Below are 19,786 nucleotides of genomic sequence, written 5' to 3'. Positions count from 1 at the left end.
ATCTAAAATTTAGTCTTTATAATGATAACCTCTACCAGGCGTATATGGAACGCCCGCATTGATTAATTTTTGTTCTAACGTTTTAAGGTCTTTATTATAAATACTTTCCATTTTAGCTTTGAGTACGGTAACCTCTTCTTTTGCTATCGTATAACTATCACGATGTGTCTGCGTTGGTGTTGCTGTTGAGTATTTTTGCTCATAACCAATACTACCCAGACGGTAAGCAGGAGCCAAAGGTTGATCTATATCTAATCGACGTTTTACTGGATCACCATACATGGCCAGTTCTACTTCGTTTAATTGATCTTCAATAGCAATCACCTCTTTATATAAAGTAGCTAAGGGTTGCTCCGCACGTTTTATAGCAGCCTTCATATATTTCAGCTTGTTTTTAGACTCTGACATTAACTTTTGAGTAATTCCCATATTGGCTTGTAGTCTAGCCAAATCTTTTTGAAAAGCTACTTTCTCTGCACGATCTTTAGCCGGCATTTCGACATTGTTTAATGCTTTTACTTCAAAGGTTACCGGGTTCGTTAGCGAATTTAACTCGCCATTTTTTAATAGCCCCATTTCTACAGTATATATTCCTGGAGCAACCAGCGTTCCTTCATCCTTTCCTCCAAAGGGATTATAAAATTTAGGTTTATTCAGGTTAATTGGATTTGGAAGTGTATATCTGAGATTCCAATGAAAACGCTGTACGCCCTTTTTTGCAGGTTTAAACTCTTTTTTTACCACCTTACCATTAGGATCTTTGATAGTAAATACCAATTCTTCCTTGTCTTCATCTATTTCTGCTTTTAAATTACTGTAATTCGGATAAAAAGTATCAGCTTCAGATTTAATACGTTCCTTCTCTTTTTCCTGACGGCGATCTTTAATTGATTTATAATCTGAATTATAATAATAAGTAATCATCGCTTCTGGACCAAGATTAGTTGCGGTGTAAAAATTATCTCCCTGGAACGATTTTCCCGGTAACCCTAAAGGGCTGCTTTGTTCCCAGGTTAAAGCCGTTCTAATAGGGTAAATCTTAGCCTTTTCACTTGGCTCTGAATTTTCAAGGTTTCTTAACACACTATAATCATCCATTACATAAAAACCACGACCAAAGGTCCCTAGTATCAAGTCATTTTCGCGCTCCTGAATTGCTATGTCCCTTACTGCAATGGTAGGAAGTCCATTTTTTAATTGTTTCCAGTTTTGTCCCTGATCTGGAGAAAAGAATACACCGAACTCTGTACCTACAAAAAGTAAGTTTTTGTTTATATGATCCTCTTCGATAGCATAAATACTACCTCTTTCTGGAAGATTGGATTGGATAGCCTTCCAGCTTACTCCTTTGTTGATAGATTTAAAGAGATAAGGTTTAAAATCACCATATTTATGATGATTAAAAGCTACATATAATACGTTTTCATCATGTTTTGATAAATAAATACTATTGACATAAGATTGATTTGGAGCTCCAGGAATGTTTGAAATTTTTTTCCAGTTTTGTCCACCATCTTCAGAAATATGGACTAAACCATCATCGGTTCCGGCAGCTAATAAACTTTTATTTATTGGCGATTCTGAAAAGGCCACTACGCTTCCGTAAAGCGAGGTAGCTCCATTTTTCATTACTGCATCTATACTTACCACACGATCATACACTTTTAAGATATTTCTATCAATTTGTTGTGAGAGATCTTCACTAATAACTTTCCAGCTATTACCATAATCATCAGATCTAAACACCTTATTCGCTGCAAAATATAATCTTCCTGGTGAATGCCTACTTACTACCAAAGGAGCATCCCAATTAAACCTGTAGGCATTTTCTCCTTTTCGTGCCTTAGGTTTAATTCCTACTTTCTCTCCACTCTTTTTATCATATCGTACCAATCCACCATATTGTGATTGGGCATAGACAATATTTGTATTATTAGGATCTATTTGCGATTCAAATCCATCGCCTCCATTAGTAATAAACCATTCAGAATTTCGTATACCATGTTCTGTTAAAACTCTAGAGGGACCTCCTAAACTAAAGTTATCCTGGGTACCTCCATAAATATTATAGAAAGGATAGTCGTTATCTACTGCAACTTTATAAAATTGAGTCACCGGTAAGTTCTTTTTAAAATCCCAGTTTTTTGCTGCATCAAATGTTTCATAAATTCCACCATCACAACCCACAATCCAATGCTGATTATTATTCGGGTTTATCCACATAGCATGATTGTCTACATGTTTAGTGTCTTCACCAACCAATTCAAAACTTTTGCCTCCATTATGAGTCACAGACATCCATGTATCCATAGAGTATACGGTATTTTCATCAATCGGATCGGCAATAATTTCCTGATAGTAATTACCACTGGTTGCATGAGAACCTCGTTTTTCCCAACTAGCTCCTCTATTTGTTGAAGCAAAAAAACCTCCTTTATCATTAGCCGCTTCAACAATAGCATAAATAATTTCTGGATTAGCTGGTGAAATAGCTAATCCTATACGCCCCAGTTCTTCACTAGGTAATCCGTTATTTATTTTTGACCATGTAGTTCCACCATCGACACTTTTATGCATGGCAGATCCTGGTCCACTACCAACATAAGTATATACATGACGTCTTCTTTGCAAGGTTGAAACATATAATACATTAGGATCTCTTGGATCCATAACTATATCGTTAACACCTGTATGTTCGTCTATAGTTAGAATCGCATTCCACGTTTTTCCCCCATCTTCTGTTTTATAGAGTCCTCGATCCCCTCCTTTATTCCATAAAGGACCAATGGCAGCCACATAAACTATATTAGAGTTTTCTGGATGCACAATAATTTTTCCTATATGTTCGGAATTTTTAAGGCCCATGTTTTTCCATGATTTCCCTCCATCATTTGATTTATATACACCATCACCATAGGCTACAGAGCGTTGATTATTATTTTCTCCTGTTCCAACCCAAATCACATTAGAGTTGTTTGGATCCATAGTAACACATCCTATAGAATAAGATCCTTGTGCATCGAAAATAGGTGTGTATGTTACACCAGAATTAACCGTTTTCCATACCCCTCCAGATGCAGTAGCTACATAATATTCGTAAGGGTTGTTAGGATTAAAAGCAAAATCTGAAATACGACCAGAGGTCAACGCCGGCCCGACATTTCTCCAACTAAGTCCTGAAATATTTATGGATTCTAATGGAGTTTTTTCTTCTGAATTATTTTTAGATTTTTTCTGGGCATTACAAATTTGGCTAAAACTAAATACAAAGCCAAGTACCAGGATAAATGATTTTTTCATTTGTAATAATTTGATGACTTGTTGAATTCTCAAACATACAAAACATTATATTGTTTTTTTTAAGTATTACGAATATTATAACACTAATTCATATATCATTCATCTGGAATGTAAACTTCACCAAAAATAGAGGTTCTTTTTTATGAAACTATAAAATGTATGATCTCTATCTCCTTGATAGAAGAGTTCAGTTCATCTTATATCTAAGTCAATAATGATTTTGTCATGCTACTTACATCTTTTATATAAATGAAAATCTGATTTTTATACTTTGTCTTGTTACAAACAAAAAAAAGAAATCAACCGAATTTAGTCATCAAAGTTTCAATATGGTTGTTACAGTATTCCAAAATTAGTTTAGCCTTCTATCCCAAACCCAATAAATAATAGTTTACAATTATGCACATATTTAGGTACGATTTTTGATAATATGTTAAAATAATAAAGTTTTTTTTAACATAAATAAAAAAACATTAAATTGCGAGTTTATAAATAAATTTTTGTTATGATGAAAAAATATGCCCCATTTATTTTTATGCTACTTATGATGGGTATGGTAGCCTGTAGTAGTGGTGATGATAGTGAAGACACCCCAGACCCTGTAACAACACCAGACCCTGACCCAACACCTGATAATACATTAGCTTTACCGGATAAAGGTGAAAAGCAAATAACGACAGACTTTTCTTCGAGTGCTGGTGGTGAAAGAAGTTTTTATATATCCGTTCCTAATGACTATTCTAGTGCTACTGCACATAAATTGGTTGTAGTATTCCCTGGAACCAATGGTACTGGTAAAGGTTCGAAGGATTGGATGGGAGATGGATGGAGTGGTAGTGTCACTGGTTTAGAACAAAAAATGACAAATACTATTTTTGTATACCCAGATCCTAAATTTAGAAATTTCCCTAATTGGGGTACTTTAGGAGGATGGCAATTAGGACCTCAAGCGGGTAATGCTAATGGTGTCGAAGACATTAATTTTATCAAAGAATTATTAGATTTAATAGAAAAAGAATACAATATTGATTCTGATAGAATTTTTGCAACAGGTCAGTCCTGGGGAGGTGATATGGCAGCGATTGTAGCTTGTTTTATGGGAGATAAGTTTAGAGCTGTAGCACCAAATGCTGCTAATAGACCTTATTGGTTCGAAAACAATGGTAGTTTCTTAAGTGATGAAGTTTTAGGATGCTCAGGTAACACCGCTGTATGGACATTCTTTGGATTAGATGATGAACACTATGCTAGCCAACAAGATAGTCCTGGTGATTTTGGAAAAGAACAAAACGATTATTGGCTTAATAAATATGGTTGCAGTACTACATCTACTACATTAAATGTAGGAGGAGTTAATGGTCAAAGCAAGGAATACCAGAGTTGTTCAACTACGGTTCGATTCACCTTGTATTCTCCAGGTCAATATTCTGGTGGAGGGTCACAGCCTGGTCATCAACCACCTGATTTTTTCCTTACTGCAGTTCCAGAATGGTTTAATTCATTTTAAAACCATGTTAATATAATATAGTTTTAAATCCTGTATTTGATATGATATCAAATACAGGATTTTCTAATTTATAGTATACTTATATTATTTCTTTGTAGCAATATAATCGTTTAATAGACCAAAGTATTCCCAGTATGGGACATCCTTTACTAGCTTTACACCTAATTTTACCAGAGGAGTTAGTTTGTATTTATGAGCTACAACAATGTTTAATTTGGGGATAATAGTTATGTATTGCCCTCCATACCCACTAGCATGATATGCTCCTTCAAAATCAGGATGATGTTTAATATTATCTATAATCCACCACATATATCAATAAGATAATTGGTAAGGGCTTGATTCGTTTAGCCCTTTACGGTTATTAATTTCTTCTGTAGAAGTTATTGTAGATGTTGTTTTTTTAATCCATTCTTTTGAAATAAGCTGTTTCCCGTTCCATTTTCCATCATTAAGCATTAATTGCCCTATTTTTGCCATATCTCTAACCGAGATATACATGTGATAGGCTGGATATCGTGATTTACTTTTTTTGTACTGTTTCTTTTGATTTTTAATATTCCAATCTTGAAAACCAAGAGGAATCGCTAGCTGGTCTTCTAATTCCTGATAAATATCTTTTCCAGTTTTTTTCTCAAAAATATAACCAGCCACATTATAGTCCCAATTATTATATACGAAGTATTCTCCTGGCTTTTTCGAACCTCGTTTCAGGATATTTTTATTATCACTTCCTCCATTTACGGGAGTATAAAATACTCCAGAACGAGAATTTATAATATCATGTACAGTAGCCGTTTTTTCTAAATCGGTTAATCCACCATCTTCCTCCACTCCTATCTCACCTATGGTTTCATCTAGAATAATAGTGCCATTTTCTACATATTTACCGTATAACATACTTAATATACTCTTTCTTACAGAAGCTAAATAACCTAAATCTTCTACATTCCCATATTCAAAAAGAAGTTTTCCATTTTTTAGAATTATCATTCCTTCTGTGGTTAAGTTTTTGCTGATATAACTTCTCATCGAATCCAGTTTTTTTTGTGTAAATCCGGTTTCTTTTAAATCAGTGTGTTTTTCAAAAGGAGTTCCCATAAATTGTGGCTTATGGGGTCCACAGGCTTGTAGCATTACTACAAGAAGTAAACTCATAAGAATTTTGTTTTTTTTGATTGACGATGATAATTGCATTTTTATTTTACTTTAAATGATTACTAATTTTAAAGCAAAACAAATAAAAAGAAGAGGAATTAGAGTCTCATTGTATCCATAGAGACAAAAGGAAGGTCAATTTAATGTTTTTTTATAGGCTAACGGGATAATCCTGTTTCTTGTTTAAAAAGCCTGTAGAAGCTGGCCTTTGATTTAAAACCGCATTCATAGGCAATAGCCTCTATTGTATACTCTTTATAGGAAGAAGAAGCAATATATTCTTTAAACTCATCAACACGATAGGAATTGATAAAGCTGTAAAAAGTAGTTTTCATATATTGATTCAGTAGAAATGATAATTTTTTATCTGTCGTTTTTATTGCCTTGGCTAGTTTGTTTAGTGTAAGTTCTTCATCCAAATATGGTTTTTCATTTTGAATATATGCTAACAAAGATATTTTTAAGTCTATAAATTCGGTTTCCTTTAATTTATCTATGGTTTTGTTTGTTGCGTTTTGTGTATGAGATTCTTTTTCTAACAAAAAATAGGGTACTAATACTTTGGTTTGATTTATTCCAAAATAAGCGCCATAAATTAAAGCGATAGCTATCAACGCCATACTAATGTTTTGTGACCGTATAGGTAAAGCATCAAAAAGGAGTTGACTTATAGCCATGAGAAGATCTATAGATATAATAATGATTACTGAAAGTAATAGATATCGTACCCAAATAAAATTATTATGTTCTATAGTAGAATAGTTACATTTCAATATTTTTTTGAACTTAAGAAATTGAATAAACCCAAAAGACATAAATACTAATAGTATAATTCCCTGGCTAAGCCTTAAGTACTGGTTATAATTTTCGATAATATATATATAATCAACAAAATAACCATCAAATAATCTGGCAATTGCATATGGTAGACTAATACATAACAGAAATACAATATATGGAATGAATAAGATTGTATTCTTTTTCAAGACTTTTTGATCATCAAAAAATAAAGCTTGAATATACGTTAATAATAAAGGGCCAATTAATAATTTTGCCCCATGTGCAACAATAAAACTTGAATATAGTAAAGTTCTTATATTATGAATAACACCATAAGACTCAAGTAACACAAAAATCAACAACACAAAAAATACAATTAATATAGATTTTGATAGATTACGTTCTTTGGACTTAAACAATATATATACAAATATGCTTGAAAAAAGCATACCTATAATATATAGAAAATCATATACTAACTTCACTTTTTTTACGCCAAATATAATGAGTAATTTTTTTAAAACTATCTTAATTTGTTAGTGAAAGAATAGATCACCAAAATTGGTTGATGGTTTGTTTAGTCTACATTATATGCTACAGGTATTAACATAGGTTTACTGAATTAATTTAGCTTATTAATCAATAGATTAAAAATAATTATATAGGATATTTATATGGTGTTTTACTCTTTTTAATACACTTCTTCATAATGGTAAAAATATCTTGGGTTACACAAGTTATTATTTAAGATCTCATTCTTTTTTAGTTTTATTGTTCTATAATCTATGTAATTATCTGTTGTGGCTTGTCCTGTTATATTTAGAAAATAAAGAACTATATATACGATTAGCGTCCAAATTAATTTTATCATGAGATTTTGTTTTTAGTGTTTACTTCTACAAAACTAGCAAGCATGAACCATCATATAGCTACACTCTGGAGTAGTTTTAAAAACTTATATTTGTTCATAACACTTATTTAAATGTTTATGACTACACGCTAGAGTAGTTATAAAATTGGTTACCTATTTAGATAATTATGAGTAATGTAAATTCTTTTTTTTCTTTAAAAAATACGGTTAATAACTTAACCGATAATGATGTTAATCAAACGGCAAACTATCTGGAGGTAATAGAAGCTTTTACCCGAACCACCTACAAAAGCATATATGTAATTGATTATCAATTAAAAGGTTTTGAATATGTCTCTGACAATCCTCTGTTTTTATGCGGTCATTCTGCCCAAGAAGTTAAGGAAATGGGATATGATTTTTATTTTAAATATGTTCCCGAAAGTGATTTACAGTTACTTTTAAGAATAAATACAATCGGTTTTGATTTTTATGAAAAAATACCTTTCGAAGAACGAAAGGAGTATAGTATTTCATATGATTTTCACTTAAAAAATGAAGAAGGAAAAACCATTTTAATCAATCAAAAATTAACCCCACTATTTTTAACAGAAAGTGGAAAAATATGGAAATCAATTTGTTTCGTTTCATTATCAACACAACAAAATTCTGGAAACATTATTATAACTAAAAAAGACGGTACAAAAAAGGTGATGTATGATTTAGAGACTGACTGCTGGAAAACTTTAAAAAATATTGAACTCTCTACACGTGAAAAAGAAATTTTACAATATGCCATTCGAGGATATGCAATAAGTGAAATTTCTGAAAAAATTAATATTTCTCCGGACACCGTGAAATTTCACAGAAAAAAACTTTTTGAAAAACTTGATGTAGCCAATATAAATGAAGCTATTTCTTATGCAACCATCAACAAATTATTATAGTTAAGGATTACCTAAATTTGAATTCAAATAATCCTTAACTAACTAGGGATTTAGAATGATCTAATTGTCTATAAGGCCTTGTCCCTCGATCCATGGTGCGCCCGCTGATTGTAATTGAGATTCTAAGGCCGGGATATCAGTTTTCATCAATCTACTTAAATTAATTTTTAACTGTTTCAATTGATTTTGTGCTCTACTAAAAGCTTTTAGATGATTACCTGTGGGGCCATATGTATTATTTAGCGCTACAAACCCAACAAATGCACCATCTTGAGGTGACGGAGCATTCTTCTCTCCTACTTCATTCTTAGCACTATTACCATTCATAATAGTTTCTATTGTTAATAGTTCGGATTTGGCTTTGGTTATCTTTGTATATAGGTCATTCGATGGGCGTTTTGCTTCTTTATAAGCACGTTGCATTGCATTTAATTGCTCTTTAGTTTTGGAAATACTACTACCGGTTGCTTTCAAATCTTGTTGGAATTTTTGAAACGAATCTCTAAACGAATCTATTTCTGCAGAAGGCTTAGCAGGCAATGCTCCTTTTTTAAGAGGTTTTACCTCGAATGATTTTGCAGTAGACAATGCAGTCAAAATACCGTCTGTATTTTTATATAATATTACCGTGTAAGTACCTGATGTTGCCAAATAAGGGGATCCAAAAAAACCTTCTTCAGGATTAGGTTTAGGAGCTTTTAAAGGAACACCCGATCTGTTGGCATGTTTAAGATTCCAGGCTACTCTATTAAACCCTTTATTATGGGTTCCGGTTATGGTATTAACAACATCACCTTTACTATCTTTAATAAAAAGAATTAGCTCGGCTTTTTCCTGATTTTTTTCGGCAGCCAATGCTTTCCAACCAGGAAAAGAAATGCTAGCCTTTTGTTTGGTCAACTCTTTTTCTTTTTTAGTACGTGTTTCTTTTAATGAACTCAGTTTTTTGGGTAAGTAATACGTGAAAACTGCTCCATAATCAGGGTTTTTTGCTGCATAACTATTATTTCCCTGCCCATAAACTTCGCCTTTCTGAATGTATCTATATGCAGGTTTTACATCAAAAAACTGAGCTTCATTGGACTTAGAAGCATCATAATTACGTATTGGAGCTATATTATCGAGTACATAAAACCCTCTTCCGAAAGAAGCCGCCACCAAATCGTCTTCTTGTCGTTGGATGGTAAGATCACGAAAAGATATGGTAGGTAAACCAGCTTTTAGCTGTGTCCATTTACCGCCACCATTTACAGTAAAATAGATACCAAACTCTGTAGCAGTAAATAACAATCCTTTCTTTTTATGATCTTGCACTATACGCCAGGTCAATAATTTTTTAGGTAGATTACCATTTATAAAGCTCCAGTTTACACCCTTGTCTGTACTCTTAAGTAAATAAGGTTTATAATCCCCTTCTTTATGATTATCTAATACCAAATACACCGTATTGGCATCGAATAAATCGGCACGAACATCATTAACAAATGCCCTGGAAGGTACTCCTTTGATGCTGTTTAGCATTATTTTACGCCAATTAGTACCTCCATCTTCTGATACCTGAAGAATCCCATCATCGGTACCTGCATATAATAACCCTTCTTGGATAGGAGATTCTGCTAATGACGTAATAGTGTTATAATTACTCATTGCCACCACATCCCAAGGATTATCCCAACTTTGTTGATTTCCTAAAATAGGAAGTGTAAATCGTTCTTCATTACGTGTTAAATCCCCTGAAATGGAAGTCCAGTCATCTCCCCTGTTTTCTGATCTCCAAACTCTATAAGAAGCAAAATACAAACGTTTTGGATTATGAGGGCTTACCAAAATGGGAGCATCCCAATTAAAACGCTCGTGTGGATCACCTGCCACAGGTTGTGGTTGTATAAATACGGTTTCACCAGTGGTCTGATCAATACGCCATAACCAGCCTTGCTGAAACTCACCATAGGTAATATCAGGATTACCTGGTTCTGTAGCAGATTGATGCCCGTCTGCACCCAAAGTAATCCACCAATCTTGGTTTAATATACCATTGGCGCGTATAGTTCTTGAAGGACCACCATGGGATCCATTATCCTGGGTACCTCCATAAATATGGTAAAAAGGAGTAGCATCATCTACAGCTACTTTATAGTATTGAGTTATAGGAAGATTATCAAAATAACGCCAGGTCTTTGTAAGGTCATAAGACTCATACAATCCACCATCGGTACCAAAAAGTACATAATTAGGATCATTTTTCTTAAAAGCCATAGCATGACTATCCACGTGTTTTTTCTTTTCATTCATTGTGGTAAAGGTCTTACCATGATCATTAGATTCTTGTACATAATTGCTCATTAAATACAGTTTACCCTCTTGATGTGGTGAAGCGTACAACTCTTGGTAATAATGAGGTCCTGTACCCCCAGAAACAGCACCTGATTGCTTAGACCATGAAGCCCCGGCATTTGTAGATATAAAAACTCCTCCTTTTTTTCTGTCCAGTTCTATTGCTGCATAGATGGTCTCATTATCAAAAGGCGAAATAGCCAAACCGATTTTACCCAAGTTCGATGTTGGAATTCCTGACGTTAATTTTGACCAGGTTTTTCCTCCATCTGTTGATTTATGTATACCAGAACCGGGTCCACCACCCATATAAGCAGCAACAGTTCTGTGTCTGTCCCATGTAGCTGCATAGATAATTGAGGGGTTTTTTGGATCCATGACGATATCGGTTACTCCTGTCCATTCTTCATTACCCAAGGTTTTGGTCCATGTTTTTCCACCATCTTCTGATAAGTAAAAACCTCGTTGACCGCCTTTGCTCCATAATGGTCCTTGTGAAGCTACATATATGATATTAGAATTTTCTGGGTGTACTATAATTTTTGAAATGTGTTCTGAAGCTTTTAAACCCATATTCTTCCAACTCTTTCCCTCATCATGACTCACATAAATACCATCCCCAAAACCAACATGACGCCCTCCAACATTTTCGCCTGTTCCTACCCAAATTGTACTAGAATTATTGGGATCTATAGTAATACATCCTATAGAGTAACTTGATTGTCCATCAAAAATCGGTTTGAAAGTAGTCCCTGCATTTACAGTTTTCCAAACTCCACCAGAGCCTACCGCTATATACCAAACATTTTCATTTTTTGGATGTATGGCAATATCTGCTATTCGCCCAGAGGTAAGTGCAGGTCCTAGGCTTCTAAATGCAAGCCCCCCATAGATATTTTCCTTTGTATCTTTATCTTGAGCAATACCTGTATATAAAAAAAATAGTGAAAATAAGATGGTTAAAGTGTGAGAAGAGAATATTTTCATAGAAGAGTTTTTTTTAATTAATTCGCATTGTAATTTAATTAATCATGTGTCCTTTTATTATAAAAAAAAGCTAAAATATCCTATGAACTTACAATGATAGCACATGAAAAGAAAAATCTATTACTGTTAATTGGATTAATCCCGTTTTTAGTTGGATATGGGTTTTAACATATTGAGAATTGCTCAGAAACTCTTAAAACTATTTTTGTTTAAATACCCTGTGAGCTAACTTCAAAATGTGTTTTATAAACAATACAAAACTACATATTTAGGTTACTTAATACTGTTTTTTTAAGACGAACACTTATTGGAATTTTGTGTTTTTTAATAACAACTTGATTTCCTATAATTTCATCGACCATATATTTAGATACTATATATGACTTATGAGTTTGTATAAAATCATCGGGTAATATATCTTTTATTGTTTTTAAAGACATTTGAGTGGTTATTGATTGGTAAACAGTTACAATTTTGATGTAATTTTGCATTGCTTCTATAAATAAAATACTATCCATTGTAATCTTTTTAAGCTGTTTGTCACTTTTAACAAAAATGACTTTTTTTGAAGCTTCATTTCCACAATATCTACTTACTTTATTAATAGATTGTAAAAAACGTTCAAACGAAATGGGCTTTACCAAATAGTCTATTACATTATACGAAAAGCTTTCTAAAGCATATTCTTCATATGCAGTTGTCATAATTATTGATGGAGAATCTTTTATACCTTTTAACCAATCGATACCTGATATTAAGGGCATATTGATATCTAAAAAGATCAAATCTATTTGATATGTATGTAGATAATGATTTGCCTGCAACGCATTTTTGCATAATGCGACAACATTTAAAAACGATATCTCTTTGCAATAGTCAGCTATACCTTCTCGTGCTATAGGTTCATCATCAATAATTAAGCTGTTAAGTGGTCTCATTTTAACTTTATAAACTAATAGATAGATTAACTATATATTGGGATGTTTCTTTATTAATTTTAAGTTTATAGGCATCTGGATACAATAAAGTTAATCTTTTTTGCACATTGACCAATCCAATTCCTCCTGCAACTTTTTGATTGATTAGCTCATCATAACTATTTGCAATATTTAAGGTAAGCTCTCCTCCTGTTTCATCAATGATTACTTCAATGGTATTCTTACTACTATTCTCATAGTTACTGCAATGTTTAAAAGCATTCTCTACAAAAGGAATTAATAACAAAGGTGCTATTTTCATTGTTGGATTTTCTAACTTAATATCATAATCTAATTGTATATCTGAGCCCTTTCTAGTTTCTTCGATATTGATATATTTTAGTACGTAATCCAATTCTTTTTCTAATGAAATATGAGTACTGCTTTCATACAATTGATAGCGTAATAATCCAGAAAACTGAAGTAATGTTTGCTTAGCCAAAGTATCATCTTTGCCAATCAGATGGTAAATACTATTTAAACCGTTAAATAAAAAATGAGGATTTAACTGTGCTTTTAGATATTTTAATTCTGTTCTATACGTTTCCTCTAAAAGTTTTTGATTAACTATTTTAGCTTTTTTGTGTTCAAATTTAAGAATATAGTAAAAACCAGCTATACTATACAATATGTGAAATATAGAATTAGTAATGAAACTTCCTGATATTCGTTCATTATTTATGTTATATTTATTATACAGTACATAATCGCAATAGGTTTCAATTAGAGAAATTATAATAACTATAAAAATAGATAGTATATAAAACTTCACTTTTTTATTATGAGCATAAATTTTGGGGAATAACCAAAAAATCTGTGTATAAAACAAAAAGACATTAAAAAAAAGACCGTAGATATAGGCATGAGCAAAACTACCTGAAGCATAAGTAAAACCATTCCAATTAAGTCGTGAATCAATCGCAATAATCCAATAGTTTAATAACCAGAACACTATATGCCCTGCAACAATTACTACTATTTTGGATCTATTCATCTTGAATATTTTAAAAACAAAGGAAAGCATAATTTATTTGAGATAATGCGTTTTTTTACGTTCATCATCAATTATTCAACGGTTATCAAATTATTATTTTTAAAAGCTTTCATTTCTTTTTATTTGACCAGAATTATAAATGTAAAAAATGAGAAAATATGTTTCCATTCTTCTATTATTCTTTGCTATATCTATTTGTGCACAAGATAAAAAAGAGAGTACTTCTACTTTCTTAAACAAAACAGAATTTAAGATTAGTTATTCGGGTAATTTTGTATGGAATAACGGATTGAATTTTGGCGCAGAATATCTATGGAAAGAAATTATAAAAACTAAAAATCCAAAAAGAGGTAAAAGAACAAACATACATCAGTTTCTTATAAATGGAAACCTTGGTTTTACTACTAATTTTACTACTAAAACAGATACAGGAGTATATACTTATTATGGGCTTATCTGGAGAAGAACCAATAAGAAAAAAAAACAATTTAGTATAGAACTGAATCCATTGGGATATTATCGTTCTTTTTTACCTGAAACCTATAAGGTAAAAGGAAATGATGTAAAGAAATCTTTTTTACCTAGCAGAGGCTATTATGCGCCTTCTCTCTCTGTAGGTATAGGTAAACAAAGAAATAGTAAAAAGCTTACTGCATGGTATTTAAACATGAATCTAATGCTTAGAACACCGTTTAATTCTGGGACGCTTCCTTCCCTTTCATTTCAATACGGATATCGTTTTAATTTTAAAATAAAAAATAATGCAAAATAGAATTTTCAATATATTAAGAATAGTATATATACTACTAATGCTTTTTAGTATTTCTTCCTGTTCAAGCGATGATGATTTAGGTAATTTAAGTGACACCATTTTTGTTCGCCATAAAAATGCCGATATGCCTGCATATATTCATGGGAATGGTTCTGAAAAAATATTTCTAATTACATTACACGGGGGTCCTGGAGGTTTAGGCTTAGGTTTTAAAGGCAAAGCCTTTGATCGTATAGAAAAAACCTGCGCTGTTGTTTATTTTGATCAACGAGGTTCTGGAATGTCCCAAGGAAGTTATTCTGAAGAAGAATTAACAATCGATCTCATTGCCGAAGATGTTCTTGCTTTGGTTAAAGTGCTTAAGGCAAAATACGGTAGTGATGCTCGTTTTTTCTTATTAGGGCATAGTTATGGGGGCACTGTAGGTACCGCTACACTATTAAAAAATCAAGATGATTTTTTAGGGTGGATTGAAATAGGGAGCTCTAATAATCCATATGGAGTATATTTTGCAAACTTGACAAATCATGCTCTTGTTGCTAATGAACAAATTGCATTAGGAAATAGTATTGATTATTGGAAATCTGTAAACCATCTCGTTCTTGGTATGGATACTACTACAAGAAATGATGATGATAGTAGAAAACTAAATATCGAAGCTTTTAAAGCTGAAAACAGGCTTGCAAGCGATGGCATTATAAACAGAGCAAATAACTTATCTGATATTACTTTTGAGTATAACCTTTTAACAGCATATTGGAATACAAATACCATTCAATCGATAGAACGACGATTTTTTGGAGACATAAATTATACAAATAGGCTTTCAGAAATCACGATACCTACTTTATTACTTTGGGGAAAATATGATATGGTAGTGCCAGTAACCTTTGGGACTTCGATCTTCGAAAATATAGGTTCAAATTCCAAAAATTTGGTGATTTTTGAAAGATCAGGACACTCTCCAATTGCAAGTGAACCAGATCAATTTGCAGAGGAAGTTATTCAGTTTATGAATCAGAATAAATAATACCCAAAAGTGTACGATTAACCTAAATTAATTATAGGTCTTTAACAATGAAAAACCTATGTGAGATTATACCCATAGGTTTTTGGTCAATTTACTTATCCTCAGTAACGCATTTAATAGTTTCTTCCATTATTATTTAACTCGGATTATTCAGATTATTCGATATTAATTTAATCCAAAAACTAAAAGTAGCTTTTATAGGTGTATTTTTAGATTAAGGTGTTTCTAAGTCATCAACTCTAATTTTTAAAGCGTCTAACTCCTGACGTAATGCCTGTAGTTCTGCTAATACTCCCAACATCGTATTATCTGCAGTTTTTAGGAATATTTCACCATCAATGTTTACTACTTTATTTTCTGCATCCATAAAGACTATGCTAGCATTCTCAGCATTTTTAAGATCTAATTTTCCGCTGTTAGCTATTGCTCCTATGGTAATTTTATGTTGATCTCCGTTTAAAGAAATAGTCTTTTTACCTTCATTATTTTTTACATATATATCTCCTCCTGATCCATTACTACCTACCGTAAGGTTGTTGTCTATTCTTGCACTTTTGGATGTTCCATCCAAGTGAATAGTTGTATTTCCATTTTTATCTTTTACCAGCACATCGCCATCTTGTCCATTACCCCCTAAGATAATATTACCATGTAAACCATTAATATTCACTGTATTCTTTCCTTCTCTGTTGAGCGCCACAAAATCACCATCTTGCCCATTACCTCCCAAGGCAATATTACCATATCTGCCATTGATATGAATTGTATTTTTTCCTTGTTTATCTTTTACATAAAAATCACCATGTTGTCCTCCTCCTCCTAGCACCATATTTGCAGTATCACCGTTAATCGTTAACGTATTTTCACCGTTCTTACTCTTTACCGCAAAATCACCATCCTGATTATTGCCCCCCAAAGTAATGTTACCATACCTGGAATCAATTTGTACCGAAGTATTACTGGTTTTTGTTTTTTTGAAATTCGTAAAATTACCTATTACTTCTACTACAGTATTGTCTAATCTGATATCAGTTGCCATAATTTTGTGTTTTTAAAAGTTGTTTTTCTAAAAGTGTTGATTTTTTTGTGTCTCCAATTATAGTATATAGATCTATAGCTTCTTTTTTATAGAAGATACTATTGTACTTAGATAATTTTGAAGCAATTTTTTTGACTGAAGTTGTATCTTTCATTTGTACAAACATTTTTGCTTTGGCTAGTTGTATTGCAGGTTGTTCTTTTTCCTTTTGTGTTAAATCTGATGACAAATTTTCAAAGCTTTGTTGTAGTACCTTTGGATTAGAGTAACGCAAACCAAAGTCAATAAGAGATGAGTTTCCTAATAAACGCCATAATCTAGATGTTTCATCTGTACCTTTGGTTTTAGAAAGTGTTGAGAAATAATCTTTTGCTTGTTTTTTTTGAGCCTCATTTTTTAAATACCAGGCCATTTTATATCGTTCTTCTGCAAATCGAGCAAAAGGTTGGTTTGGATATTTTTTTAGTAAGCTTTTAAGATATGTTCTCGATTCAAAATGAACTAGAGTATGTGATTGTGTTAACTTAAACTTATCAATCATTGTTCTTCGCCATACATAGCTTATTGCCATTGCAGTTTCATAAGTACCATCATCCCAATCCATATACCCTTTAGTACTTAAACCAAGATAAGTTGATATATCTACTAGTAATAACCCTAAGGCTCGAGTTACTTTTTCATGATACGCTAATCGTGCTAATGGCCCAATATTAAGTTTGCTCTTTATTGCAGGATGATTCAGTGCCATCTCACTTAATTTTTCGTTATGCATTAGCATTGCATTGGCTGTATGATATAGGGTTCCTTTAAAAGCCCTTTTAACATCGCTTATATTTTGAATAGTATTTTGATAATACGGAACGGTTTCTTTTGGTCCTCCTGATACAGAAAGTAATGCAGGAATTGCTAATTCTATAGGATTCGTATAAAAATGAGAACCCTTTGTGTCTTTTGGCCTTTTTTGTAACTCTCCATGAGTAATTGCCAATTCTGTTTGTGGTATTATATTCATCATACGATCTATTTTTTTTCAATTTTTATCTTCCATCGATGTGAAGTATCTCCACCTTTTCCTGTCACATTAAACTCGATACTATTGGTGGTATCGGTTAGTATGGTTAAATGACTATCCGAAATCGCCTTGTTTCGTAAACTAGCTAGATGATTGGGTCCATTTAATACCAGATCTACAGTGTCCAGTTTTTCGTTGGCATAATCTGTTCCATCCCATTCTACACCAGTATCACGTATGGCAAGGGGCATATCATCTACAGTCCAAAAACTGAATTTTTTATTACGAGTATACGTATGTCCTTCTTCTATAAAATCATCTGTCCACCAGGCGCTCCATAAACCATTAACCCCATAGTATAAATGCCAATCGTCATACCATTCGTCTGTTGATAATGCTTTAATAGTTTTAAAAGTAACTTCATATTTCTGTAAAGTGACATTTCCTGGGATATTCCATCCACATTGAATGATTGCATAATACCCTACAGGAATTTTAGACATTTCACTCAAGTCTATTTCAACATCATAATAAGCAAGTAAACCGTCTGGACCATCTTTTACTGTAAAAGATGGCTTAAACTGATTGCTAGTATTTTCTCTACTAAATCCAACAGTGGTATTCCAATCTCTAAATGCCAGATCTGCTCCACCATCTGCAGGATCATCATTTTGAGTAAGCTCTAAAAACTCATCTAATTCATCATTGTCGTCTACCCGAATGTGTTGACAGAGTTTTACCCTAAATTTTAAGGTAGCGCTATTGTTCGGACGTTTAACAGGAGGGTAAAACTTAAATTTTACAGGATGTTTTTTTAGGTTTGTAGCCCAACAATCTGTTGTGTCTCCCCATACACCATTAGGAATACCACCAAACTCTGCATTCCACCTACCATCACTGTGCCCTGGATATCCACCAGACAAACCTATACCAATATAAGCTTCGTTTACAGGTACTACTGCATTATTGGTTCCTATTGAAGCTGCAGTAGTATGTTCTCTTATAATAGTATGTGCAGGATGAATTTCTGTAACGGTTGGTGCATGTCCAACATCCCATATATGACGCCCCCAACAGGTAATATATTCTCCCCAAAATGGGCGCCACTGTAGGGGAAACGAACCTGTTTCCCATTCGTTATGAATAATAGGTACTCTATTGGTTCCGCTCCCTTTACCCTTGTATCCTTCACCTAATAAATACATAAATTGAGGATCAGGAACCATGTCCCAGTTCCAATCCCGAGTTTCGTGTGTAAATGGGTTATCTGTATAAGTTACCCTACTATAATCCTGAAAACCGGAAAGTTGGATGCTTTTTTCATTATTTACGGTTTTCCAATTCTTTCCTGTAAAAAAAATGCTTATCCCTAAGGATACTTCTGGCTTATCATCTATATAGGTATCAGGACTTCTAAAGTTACAATGTGTCTGGATCCAATTACGTACCGATCTTGTATTACTTTTATTACCATCTTGAGCACTATGACGTTGAAAATCATCTCGTATGCTAATCACCTCATTACCGACTCTATATAATCTATTATCATTGATATGGCTATCATATTGACCTTGTGTTATTAGACCTTTTCCCATTCTACTAAAAAATGGACGAATGTTAACAGGGCCTATTGCAGGATCTGTGGTATCCTGAGGATCGCTTGTATTTTGAACAATCAAATCAAATAGTAATTCATAATCGGCATCGTCTTTTGTAAAGGACACCGCTGCATTAATAAGAGAAGTATTTGCGTTAATATCATGTGTACCCAAATGATCATCTGGATCTGGCCAATCCCCTTCCATCATCTTTAGCTGTATAGAATTAGTGAAGTTATAGGATTTATTTAATGTCCATGTTTCGCCATCATCAAAATCATCATTGTATAGCGTATCTGTAGCATTACCATCTGCTCTGATTTCTAAGCGTATTTCATCATCCCCAAGCCAATCTTCATTTTCAAAACACTTTATTTGTTTAATAGGGTTACCCATATAAGTCTCAAATTATTGTAAATGAGTATGTTATTTTGTAAATTGTATGTAAATACACAAAAGATGAAGATATTAAAATCACTTGACAGGCAGGTGTTTACAGAT

General features: G+C 32.8%; 15 protein-coding genes. 4 read left to right on the top strand and 11 right to left on the bottom strand.

The features are described 5' to 3' along the window. Nucleotides 1-9 precede the first annotated feature (9 nt). Entirely contained in the window at nt 10-3,300 is a 3,291-nt protein-coding gene (locus tag ABW636_RS16540) for a VPS10 domain-containing protein (protein WP_367591176.1), read from the bottom strand. Nucleotides 3,301-3,805: 505 nt separating this feature from the next. On the opposite strand from ABW636_RS16540, the gene ABW636_RS16535 reads away from it, so the two are divergent. Further along, nucleotides 3,806-4,807 carry a CE1 family esterase gene (locus tag ABW636_RS16535; protein WP_367591175.1) on the top strand — a complete coding sequence of 334 codons (1,002 nt, stop codon included), beginning with the start codon at nt 3,806-3,808 and terminating at the stop codon, nt 4,805-4,807. Nucleotides 4,808-4,891: 84 nt separating this feature from the next. Here the strand turns inward: ABW636_RS16535 and ABW636_RS16530 are convergent, their stop codons facing one another. From ABW636_RS16530 to ABW636_RS16515, 4 genes are all read right to left on the bottom strand, one after another. After that, on the bottom strand, nt 4,892-5,119 hold the full coding sequence (locus ABW636_RS16530; protein WP_367591174.1) for a hypothetical protein: 228 nt from the start codon (nt 5,117-5,119) through the stop codon (nt 4,892-4,894). 3 nt (nt 5,120-5,122) lie between these two features. Further along, nucleotides 5,123-5,965 carry a serine hydrolase domain-containing protein gene (locus tag ABW636_RS16525; protein ID WP_367591173.1) on the bottom strand — a complete coding sequence of 281 codons (843 nt, stop codon included), beginning with the start codon at nt 5,963-5,965 and terminating at the stop codon, nt 5,123-5,125. A 158-nt stretch (nt 5,966-6,123) separates the two neighbouring features. Beyond that, entirely contained in the window at nt 6,124-6,951 is an 828-nt protein-coding gene (locus tag ABW636_RS16520; RefSeq protein WP_367591172.1) for a helix-turn-helix domain-containing protein, read from the bottom strand. Nucleotides 6,952-7,436: 485 nt separating this feature from the next. Continuing rightward, entirely contained in the window at nt 7,437-7,616 is a 180-nt protein-coding gene (locus ABW636_RS16515; RefSeq protein ID WP_367591171.1) for a hypothetical protein, read from the bottom strand. Nucleotides 7,617-7,783: 167 nt separating this feature from the next. On the opposite strand from ABW636_RS16515, the gene ABW636_RS16510 reads away from it, so the two are divergent. Beyond that, a complete protein-coding gene (locus tag ABW636_RS16510; RefSeq protein ID WP_367591170.1) occupies nt 7,784-8,542 on the top strand; it encodes a helix-turn-helix domain-containing protein in 759 nt (252 codons plus the stop codon). 60 nt (nt 8,543-8,602) lie between these two features. Here ABW636_RS16510 and ABW636_RS16505 read toward each other — a convergent pair whose 3' ends face one another. From ABW636_RS16505 to ABW636_RS16495, 3 genes are all read right to left on the bottom strand, one after another. Next, nucleotides 8,603-11,863 (bottom strand): WD40/YVTN/BNR-like repeat-containing protein, encoded by a 3,261-nt coding sequence (locus tag ABW636_RS16505; RefSeq protein WP_367591169.1) that lies wholly within the window; start codon nt 11,861-11,863, stop codon nt 8,603-8,605. Nucleotides 11,864-12,123: 260 nt separating this feature from the next. After that, on the bottom strand, nt 12,124-12,801 hold the full coding sequence (locus ABW636_RS16500; RefSeq protein ID WP_367591168.1) for a LytR/AlgR family response regulator transcription factor: 678 nt from the start codon (nt 12,799-12,801) through the stop codon (nt 12,124-12,126). A 7-nt stretch (nt 12,802-12,808) separates the two neighbouring features. Then, nucleotides 12,809-13,834 (bottom strand): sensor histidine kinase, encoded by a 1,026-nt coding sequence (locus ABW636_RS16495; RefSeq protein ID WP_367591167.1) that lies wholly within the window; start codon nt 13,832-13,834, stop codon nt 12,809-12,811. Between the two features lie 148 nt (nt 13,835-13,982). Here ABW636_RS16495 and ABW636_RS16490 point away from each other — a divergent pair, with 148 nt between their 5' ends. Both ABW636_RS16490 and ABW636_RS16485 read left to right on the top strand, forming a co-directional pair. Next, a complete protein-coding gene (locus ABW636_RS16490; protein WP_367591166.1) occupies nt 13,983-14,606 on the top strand; it encodes a hypothetical protein in 624 nt (207 codons plus the stop codon). Continuing rightward, nucleotides 14,596-15,636, top strand: a complete 1,041-nt coding sequence (locus ABW636_RS16485) for an alpha/beta fold hydrolase (RefSeq protein WP_367591165.1) — start codon at nt 14,596-14,598, stop codon at nt 15,634-15,636. The genes ABW636_RS16490 and ABW636_RS16485 overlap by 11 nt, the downstream gene beginning before the upstream one ends. A 214-nt stretch (nt 15,637-15,850) precedes the next feature. Here the strand turns inward: ABW636_RS16485 and ABW636_RS16480 are convergent, their stop codons facing one another. From ABW636_RS16480 to ABW636_RS16470, 3 genes are read right to left on the bottom strand one after another with little or no spacing between them, the layout of a single operon-like run. Continuing rightward, nucleotides 15,851-16,675, bottom strand: coding sequence for a hypothetical protein (locus ABW636_RS16480; RefSeq protein WP_367591164.1), 825 nt, complete (start codon nt 16,673-16,675; stop codon nt 15,851-15,853). After that, the gene (locus ABW636_RS16475) at nt 16,665-17,690 is read right to left on the bottom strand and encodes a hypothetical protein (protein ID WP_367591163.1); all 1,026 of its coding nucleotides are present in this window, start codon (nt 17,688-17,690) and stop codon (nt 16,665-16,667) included. The genes ABW636_RS16480 and ABW636_RS16475 overlap by 11 nt, the downstream gene beginning before the upstream one ends. A 5-nt stretch (nt 17,691-17,695) precedes the next feature. Further along, nucleotides 17,696-19,681 (bottom strand): hypothetical protein, encoded by a 1,986-nt coding sequence (locus ABW636_RS16470; protein ID WP_367591162.1) that lies wholly within the window; start codon nt 19,679-19,681, stop codon nt 17,696-17,698. Nucleotides 19,682-19,786: the final 105 nt, after the last annotated feature.

The organism is Aquimarina discodermiae, assembly GCF_040786235.1.
In the GTDB taxonomy this organism is placed as follows: Bacteria; Bacteroidota; Bacteroidia; order Flavobacteriales; family Flavobacteriaceae; genus Aquimarina.
Note: the sequence above shows the minus strand (reverse complement) of the source record. Positions and strands in the feature narration are given on the sequence as shown.